This window comes from uncultured Spongiibacter sp. (assembly GCF_964011655.1).
Lineage (GTDB): Bacteria > Pseudomonadota > Gammaproteobacteria > Pseudomonadales > Spongiibacteraceae > Spongiibacter > Spongiibacter marinus.
Map to the genome: position 1 here is coordinate 234,827 of NZ_CAXGPO010000002.1, position 7,556 is coordinate 242,382.

Genomic DNA, 7,556 nt, shown 5'->3' on the forward strand with positions numbered 1-7,556 from the left:
ATGAATAGGGATAATTTTGCCGCGTTGATAGCTAAGCGGTTGTCTGAGGAGTTGCCTTCTCTTAAAAAAAGTTATCAAAATAGTGTGGGCGGAATAGGGTATTTTTATATCGATAATTTACTTCCGGGGGATGTGGCTGAGAATATATACAAAGCATTTCCAAGTCCTGAGTTGATGGTTCGGAAGAAAAGTCTTAGGGAATATAAGTACATAGCCGCTCAGATGAATAGCTATGAGCCTATTCTTGAAGAGATTATATATGCGTTTCAGGCGCCAGAAGTTGTCGCGATAGTAGAAGATATTGTTGGGGTTGATGGTTTAATTCCAGATGAATATTTATATGCGGGTGGGATTTCTTTGATGGGGGAGGGCAATTACCTGAATCCTCATTTAGATAACTCTCATGATAAAGACCGAGAGAATTGGAGGGCTTTCAATCTCCTGTACTATGTTACTCCAGACTGGGATCCGGAGTTCGGTGGCAATCTTGAGCTTTGGCCAGACGGCCCAGGTGTGTTGTCGTCGCGCACTGTTGTGGATAGCCTGTTTAATAGGCTAGCTGTCATGGTTACCCACAACAGTAGTTGGCATTCTGTTAGTCCGATTACGGCAGATAAAAGACGTTGTTGTGTTTCAAATTATTATTTTTCGCGATCTCCAATGAAAGAAAGTGATTCATTTCATGTCACATCATTTAGGGGGCGGCCGGAGCAAAAAGTAAGGGATTTAGTGCTTAAGGCGGATATTGCCGCGCGCTCGGCAGTTAGAAAAGTGTTTAAGAAAGGGATCGTGGAAAACCCTCATGTCTATAAAAAGTAAAATTCTTGTAACGGGTGGGGCTGGCTTCATTGGCAGTGCTGTCGTTCGTCATATACTCACTAATACCAGCCATTCTGTGGTGAATGTTGATGCACTGACGTATGCGGGTAATTTGGAATCAATTCCGGCTGAGCTGCACAGCGAGCGTTATGTTTTCGAGCATGCCGATATTTGTGATGGTGTGGCCATGGCGCGCCTGTTTGCCGAGCATCAGCCCGATGCGGTGATGCACCTGGCTGCGGAAAGCCATGTCGACCGCTCGATAACTGGCCCCGGTGCTTTTATTCAAACAAATATTGTGGGTACTTATACCTTGTTGGATGCCGCGCTTCATTACTGGCGTGGTCTTGATGAGGCGCGCAAAGCTGCGTTTCGCTTCCATCATATTTCTACCGACGAGGTCTATGGTGACCTTGAGGGCACCAACGACTTGTTCTTAGAAACCACTCCTTATGCCCCCAGTTCGCCCTATTCGGCGAGTAAGGCGGGTTCAGACCACTTGGTTCGTGCCTGGCATCGCACCTACGGTTTGCCGGTGCTGATTACTAATTGTTCGAACAATTACGGCCCCTACCACTTCCCGGAAAAACTGATTCCACATGTGATTCTTAATGCCTTGGCGGGTAAGCCGCTGCCGGTTTATGGCAATGGCCAACAGATTCGCGATTGGTTGTATGTGGAAGACCATGCCCGTGCCCTGTTTAAAGTGGTTACCGAAGGCGAGGTTGGCGAGACCTACAATATTGGCGGCCATAACGAAAAGCAGAATATCGATGTGGTACGCACGCTCTGCGCCCTGCTGGAAGAGTTGGCTCCTGATAACCCCAACTCCATTGCCAGTGGTCGCGAGGGTGGCTTTGCCAGTTTGATCACGTTTGTCACTGACCGCCCCGGCCACGACGCCCGTTATGCGATTGATGCCGGTAAAATCGAGCGCGAACTGGGCTGGGTGCCGGAAGAAACGTTTGACACCGGCCTGCGCAAAACCGTGCAATGGTATCTGGATAACGAATCATGGTGGCAGCGCGTGCTTTCCGGCGACTATCAGTTGGCGCGCTTGGGCGAGGCTGTCTAGTAGCCTCATCTGAAGGCTGCCCTGATATGTTTAAAAGCGTCACTAAGATGACGAAGTAGTAAAGACCCCACAGGACATTTATGAAACCCTATAAAGGCATTATTCTCGCGGGCGGCTCCGGCACCCGTTTGCACCCTATTACCATGGGGTGTTCCAAACAGCTGCTACCCATTTATGACAAGCCAATGATCTACTATCCCTTGTCGGTGCTCATGCTGTCGGGTATTCGCGATATTTTGGTGATTTCTACGCCGACCGATTTGCCGGGCTTCCAGCGCTTGTTGGGAGACGGTAGTCAGTTTGGTGTCAATATTTGCTATGAAGAGCAGCCCAGTCCCGACGGCTTGGCTCAGGCGTTCACTATAGGTGCAGACTTTATCGGCAGCGATAACGTTAGTCTGGTGCTCGGTGACAATATTTTTTACGGCCAGCACTTCAGTGAAAAGCTTAAGGCCTCGGTTGCCCGTGAAGAGGGTGCAACGGTGTTTGGCTATCATGTGACAGACCCTGAGCGCTTCGGCGTGGTAGATTTCGATGAGCAGGGTCGGGCCTTGAGTATCGAAGAAAAGCCTGCCCAGCCGAAGTCTAACTATGCGGTGACGGGTCTTTATTTTTATGACAATGATGTGGTTGAGATAGCCCGTAACATTAAGCCCTCTCCTCGGGGTGAGCTGGAAATTACAGATGTGAACATGGCGTATCTTGAAGCCGGTAAACTCAATGTTCAGGTGTTGGGGCGAGGCTTTGCTTGGCTGGATACCGGCACCCACGATTCGCTGCTTGAGGCAGGCCACTTTGTTCAGACTGTTGAGCATCGTCAAGGCCTTAAGGTGGCGTGTTTGGAAGAAATCGCTTACCGCCAGGGCTGGATTAATCAAGGCGAGTTGCTGCTGCAAGCTGATGCCCTCAAAAAAACCGGTTACGGTCAATACCTGAAGCGTGTGGCTGAGGGTTATAAATAATGAAAGTTATTCCCACTAAACTTAAAGATTGCGTGATTATTGAGCCAAAGGTGTTTGGTGATCACCGCGGTTTTTTTTTAGAAACCTTCCAGGCTGAGCGTTACCGCGACGAGGCCGGCATAGAGCTGCCTTTTGTGCAAGACAACCATTCCCGCTCGGGGGGGGGGGGGTTGCGCGGCCTGCATTTTCAAAAAAACAAGCCTCAGGGCAAGTTAGTAAGAGTCGTGAGTGGCGAAGTTTTTGATGTGGCTGTCGATATTCGCAAGGGTTCGCCAAGCTTTGGCTTATGGGAGGGGGTCATCCTGTCGGAAGACAATCACCGCCAGTTTTGGGTGCCACCGGGCTTCGCTCACGGTTTTGTTGTGCTTAGTGAAACAGCGGATTTTGAGTACAAGTGTACCGATTATTATGACCCCTCCGACGAGGGGTCGCTGCGTTGGGACGACCCGGACCTTGCAATAACTTGGCCTGAAATCAGTGGAGAAACCTTTAAGTTGTCTGACAAAGACGCCGCAGCACCTGGTTTTAGTGCACTGTGTAAGGAGTTGGGTGTATGAGGGTGTTGCTGACTGGTGCCAACGGGCAGCTGGGTCGTTGCGTGCAAGATGTGTTTGCCGCGAGCGGGCATGAATTGACAGCCTTTGACCGTTTAGCTCTGGATATCAGTAATAGCGAGTCGGTTAATTCTGTAGTGGGTAAACACTGCCCGCAGGTGATCATAAATGCGGCAGCGTATACGGCGGTCGACAAAGCAGAGGCTGAGTCGGAGTTGGCGGCGCAGATAAATACCGTGGGAGCCGCCAATTTGGCGCGCGCGGCGAATGATATTGATGCGTTACTGATTCATATATCCACCGACTATGTATTCGACGGCAGAAAAACTACACCCTATGTTGAAACTGACGCCACGAATCCCCAGGGGGTTTATGGCCAGACCAAGTTAGCGGGTGAGCAGGAGATTCAGCACCACTGTAGCAAGCACCTGATTTTGCGTACGGCATGGGTATTCAGTGAATACGGTAATAATTTTGTTAAAACTATGCTGCGCTTGGGTAAAGAGCGTGACGCTCTGAGTGTGGTGGATGACCAGGTTGGCTGCCCGACATACGCAGGTGATATTGCGCGGGCCTGTTTGTCGGTCTGTGAGGCGGCAGAGGCTGGTCAGGCAAAGTATGGTGTCTATCATTACTGTGGCGGCGAAGCCGTAAGTTGGTATGAATTTGCTTCGATTATCTTCGAGCAGGCCGTGGCTAAGGGGCTGTTGCCCAAGATGCCGTCGCTGGCGGCGATTACCACCGAGCAGTATCCGACTCCGGCCGTGCGGCCGGCCTACTCCGTGCTGGATGAAGCACGGTTCCTCTCTGATTATGGAGCTTCGCCGTTAAAGAGTGGTGAAGCAATTCGTGTTTGTCTGGAAAGGCTTGCTAATGACTGATGTTACAGTTGTTATCCCTACGTATAACGGTGGAGATATATGGCGTCAATCTGTTGAATCGATATTGCAGCAGAATTTAAAGCCAGCAAAAATTCTTGTCATTGATTCTAGCTCAGCGGATGACACGGTTCTGGTGGCTAAAAACGCTGGATTTAATATAAAAGTTATTGATAAGTCTGATTTTGACCACGGTGGTACAAGAACACTCGCGTTAAAGGATGTGGAAACCGAGATTGTTATATTTATGACGCAGGATGCGATCTTGGATAACGAATGTGCATTCGAAAACCTATTAAAAGTTTTTGATAACCAGAGTGTTAGTGCGGCTTATGGCCGACAGCTTCCGCATTATGATGCGAATCCTTTGGCAATCTATGCCAGAGAAAATAGTTATGGCTGTGAGAGTTATGTAACATCGTTGAGCGATGATTTTCCAAAAGGATTTCGCAAGGCCTTTATGTCTAACTCGTTTGCGGCATATAGAGTTGCAGATTTGAACGCTCTAGGTGGTTTCCCTGAGCGATTGATTTTGGGTGAGGATTCCTATTTTTCTGCGAAGGCTCTTATGGCTGAGAAGTCGGTGGCCTATGTGGCGGATGCGATTGTTAGGCATTCACATAACTATAAGGCTATTGAAGAGTTTAAAAGATACTTCGATATAGGTGTTTTCCATTCTGATCAAAGTTGGATGCTTGATGAGCTTGGGAGTGCTGAAGGTGAAGGTTTAAGGTTTGCGGTCGGCCAAATCGTTTTTTTGATAAAGAGAGGGGAGATTCGGATGGTTTTTTCCTCTGCGCTTGCGTCGTTGGCGAAATATATAGGTTATAAGCTTGGTAGGGGGCATGCTGGAATTCCACTCTCTTTGTGTAGAAAAATGTCAATGTACAAGGGCTATTGGCAATAGATGTTTTATTTCCGAAGTGGAGACAGACTTGTGCAGAAAAGTTTTTTTCTTTCAGCTGGGATCGCGCTGTTTGTCAGGGTTATGGGGGCGGTAGCGTCTTTTTTAGCTACATTTTTTGTGGCAAGGTTTTTAGGGGTTGATGAGTCCGGCTACTATTTTATGATGATTGCTCTTGTGACCATATTGGTAGCTGCGGGTGGCGTAGGGCTTGAGGATGCTTCGGTAAAGTTAGCTGGCATTAATCGAGGATTGGCCTGGTCTTATTATAAAAAAGTAATGCTTGTTGCCTCCTTTGGCGGGGGTGTGGTTAGCCTTTTGCTATTTTTTTCGGCCGAAATTATTTCGGATAGGTTTTTTTCAAAACCGAATATGGCCGCAGTTTTTAAAGCTGTTTCACCGGGTGTCTTTTTTCAAGTTTTGTACACAATAACGGCTTTCTGTTTGCAAGGGTTGCGAAAGGCATCTGAATCGATATTGGTCTTAATGATTATGATAAACGTCATGGTTGTTCTGGCTGTTATAACTGGTGTTGCTTCGTCAGCCTCCGAGTTGGCCTTGTGCTATTCATTTTCATCCGTAGTTATTTTCGCTTTGGGCTTTGTCATTGTTTGGCGCCACTGTTTCAATTCGAGAGAAGGGGAGTTTCCATGGCCTAGGATTTTTAATAGCTGTATTCCCTTGTGGCCAGTGATGTTTATGACGCAGGTGCAGATATGGTCTGGACAGTTTTTGGCTGGTGTTTACTTGGATGTTGGAGAGTTGTCTCGGCTTTCCATTGCGTATCGTTTGGCGATGCTAACAAGCTTTATGCTGACCGCAGTTAATTTGGTTGTAGGGCCTCGTTTTTCTAGATTGTGGGAAGATGGAGATAAAGAAGGTTTGGTGGCCTTATCTAATAAAGCGCTTGGTTTTATCGTGATTTTTTCATCTCCTCTCATATTGGGTATGCTGCTGTTCCCTAGAGTCCTAATGGGTTTTTTTGGGGAGGAGTTTGTTAGTGGGTCAATCTATCTTCAAATCCTAGCTGTCGGTCAGTTTTTTAATGCAGCCACAGGGGCTGTTGGTTATCTTTTAATAATGTCAGGTAATGAGCGCGCTCTTAGAAATATTACGCTTTTGGTAGGTGGGGTTGGATTCTTTTCTCTGTGGGGTTTAACTGCAATGTATGGTGCTCTGGGTAATGCTTTAGGGGGGGCGATTGTCGTGGCACTCAGTAATGTTATAGCAGTATTTTCAGTTAATAAGTTGTTAGGGTTTAATCCAGTTAACTTAAGATTTTTTCAGTTCGCGCGCCGGTGAATGTGTTTAGCTATTTAAGGTCGTGTTATGAAAGTAACAGTTTTCGGAATTGGTTACGTTGGCTTGGTGCAAGCCGCAGTCTTGGCTGGTGTTGGCCACAACGTTGTATGTGTGGATGTGAATGCCGAGCGGGTGGAAAATCTCAAAAAAGGCATTATCCCTATTTATGAGCCAGGGTTAACGCCGTTGGTGCAGGCCAATGTTGAGGCGGGGCGCTTGCAGTTTACGACTGATGCGGAGCTGGGCGTTAAGCATGGCCGCATTCAGTTTATTGCGGTGGGTACGCCACCTGATGAAGATGGCTCGGCAGATCTCCAGTATGTATTGGCTGTTGCTAAGACTATCGCCACCTATATGGAAGAGCACCGCATTATTGTCGACAAGTCTACAGTACCTGTCGGTACGGCAGACAAGGTGAGCGAGTGTGTTGCCTCGGTGCTGGCAGAGCGTGGCGTTGCTATTCCTTTTGACGTGGTGTCTAACCCAGAGTTCTTGAAAGAGGGTGCAGCAGTAGCCGATTGCCAAAAGCCGGACCGTATTATCGTAGGCACTGATAGCCCCGCTGTCGAAGAGAAGATGCGTGAGTTGTATGCGCCGTTTAATCGCAATCATGAAAAGTTGATTGTGATGGATGTGCGTTCGGCGGAGCTGACTAAGTACGCAGCCAACTGCATGTTGGCAACCAAAATCAGTTTTATGAACGAGATCGCTAACCTTGCCGAGCGTCTGGGCGCCGATGTGGAAAAGGTTCGCCAGGGTATTGGTTCGGACCCACGTATCGGCTATTCCTTCATTTATCCTGGCTGCGGCTATGGGGGGTCGTGCTTCCCTAAGGATGTTCAGGCGTTGGTGCGCACCGCTGAAAAGGTGGGTTACACGCCAGAGCTACTGCGTTCGGTTGAGGCGGTGAACAAGCGGCAGAAATGTAAATTGTTTGAGAACTTGTCTCAGCACTTCAATGGCGATTTACAAGGTAAGAAAATTGCCCTGTGGGGGCTTTCTTTCAAGCCAAATACAGACGATATGCGCGACGCGCCGAGCCGTGTGTTAATGGAAGCGGTA

Annotated in this window: 8 protein-coding genes; all 8 read left to right on the top strand. The window is 48.2% G+C overall.

What is annotated here, in order from left to right; all coding sequences use genetic code 11:
* Positions 1 to 819, top strand: a complete 819-nt coding sequence (locus ABNS66_RS02365; RefSeq protein ID WP_286836419.1) for a 2OG-Fe(II) oxygenase — start codon at positions 1 to 3, stop codon at positions 817 to 819.
* Positions 803 to 1,894, top strand: coding sequence for a dTDP-glucose 4,6-dehydratase (rfbB, locus tag ABNS66_RS02370; protein ID WP_286836417.1), 1,092 nt, complete (start codon positions 803 to 805; stop codon positions 1,892 to 1,894). Before ABNS66_RS02365 ends, rfbB begins: the two co-directional genes overlap by 17 nt.
* 80 nt (positions 1,895 to 1,974) lie before the next feature.
* Positions 1,975 to 2,856 carry a glucose-1-phosphate thymidylyltransferase RfbA gene (rfbA, locus tag ABNS66_RS02375; protein ID WP_286836415.1) on the top strand — a complete coding sequence of 294 codons (882 nt, stop codon included), beginning with the start codon at positions 1,975 to 1,977 and terminating at the stop codon, positions 2,854 to 2,856.
* Positions 2,856 to 3,413: a dTDP-4-dehydrorhamnose 3,5-epimerase gene (rfbC, locus tag ABNS66_RS02380; protein WP_286836413.1), complete on the top strand. Its 558-nt coding sequence runs from the start codon at positions 2,856 to 2,858 to the stop codon at positions 3,411 to 3,413. The genes rfbA and rfbC overlap by 1 nt, the downstream gene beginning before the upstream one ends.
* Entirely contained in the window at positions 3,410 to 4,291 is an 882-nt protein-coding gene (gene rfbD, locus ABNS66_RS02385) for a dTDP-4-dehydrorhamnose reductase (protein WP_286836411.1), read from the top strand. Before rfbC ends, rfbD begins: the two co-directional genes overlap by 4 nt.
* The gene (locus ABNS66_RS02390; protein WP_286836409.1) at positions 4,284 to 5,195 is read left to right on the top strand and encodes a glycosyltransferase; all 912 of its coding nucleotides are present in this window, start codon (positions 4,284 to 4,286) and stop codon (positions 5,193 to 5,195) included. Before rfbD ends, ABNS66_RS02390 begins: the two co-directional genes overlap by 8 nt.
* Before the next feature lie 30 nt (positions 5,196 to 5,225).
* A complete protein-coding gene (locus tag ABNS66_RS02395; RefSeq protein WP_286836407.1) occupies positions 5,226 to 6,494 on the top strand; it encodes a hypothetical protein in 1,269 nt (422 codons plus the stop codon).
* A 27-nt stretch (positions 6,495 to 6,521) separates the two neighbouring features.
* Positions 6,522 to 7,556 (top strand): UDP-glucose/GDP-mannose dehydrogenase family protein (locus ABNS66_RS02400; protein ID WP_348655196.1); only part of this gene is annotated, 1,035 nt, incomplete at its 3' end.

Coding starts and splice junctions, on each gene's coding strand:
- ABNS66_RS02365 (WP_286836419.1), top strand. CDS start 1: ATGAATAGGGATAATTTTGCCGCGTTGATAGCTAAGCGGTTGTCTGAG.
- rfbB (WP_286836417.1), top strand. CDS start 803: ATGTCTATAAAAAGTAAAATTCTTGTAACGGGTGGGGCTGGCTTCATT.
- rfbA (WP_286836415.1), top strand. CDS start 1,975: ATGAAACCCTATAAAGGCATTATTCTCGCGGGCGGCTCCGGCACCCGT.
- rfbC (WP_286836413.1), top strand. CDS start 2,856: ATGAAAGTTATTCCCACTAAACTTAAAGATTGCGTGATTATTGAGCCA.
- rfbD (WP_286836411.1), top strand. CDS start 3,410: ATGAGGGTGTTGCTGACTGGTGCCAACGGGCAGCTGGGTCGTTGCGTG.
- ABNS66_RS02390 (WP_286836409.1), top strand. CDS start 4,284: ATGACTGATGTTACAGTTGTTATCCCTACGTATAACGGTGGAGATATA.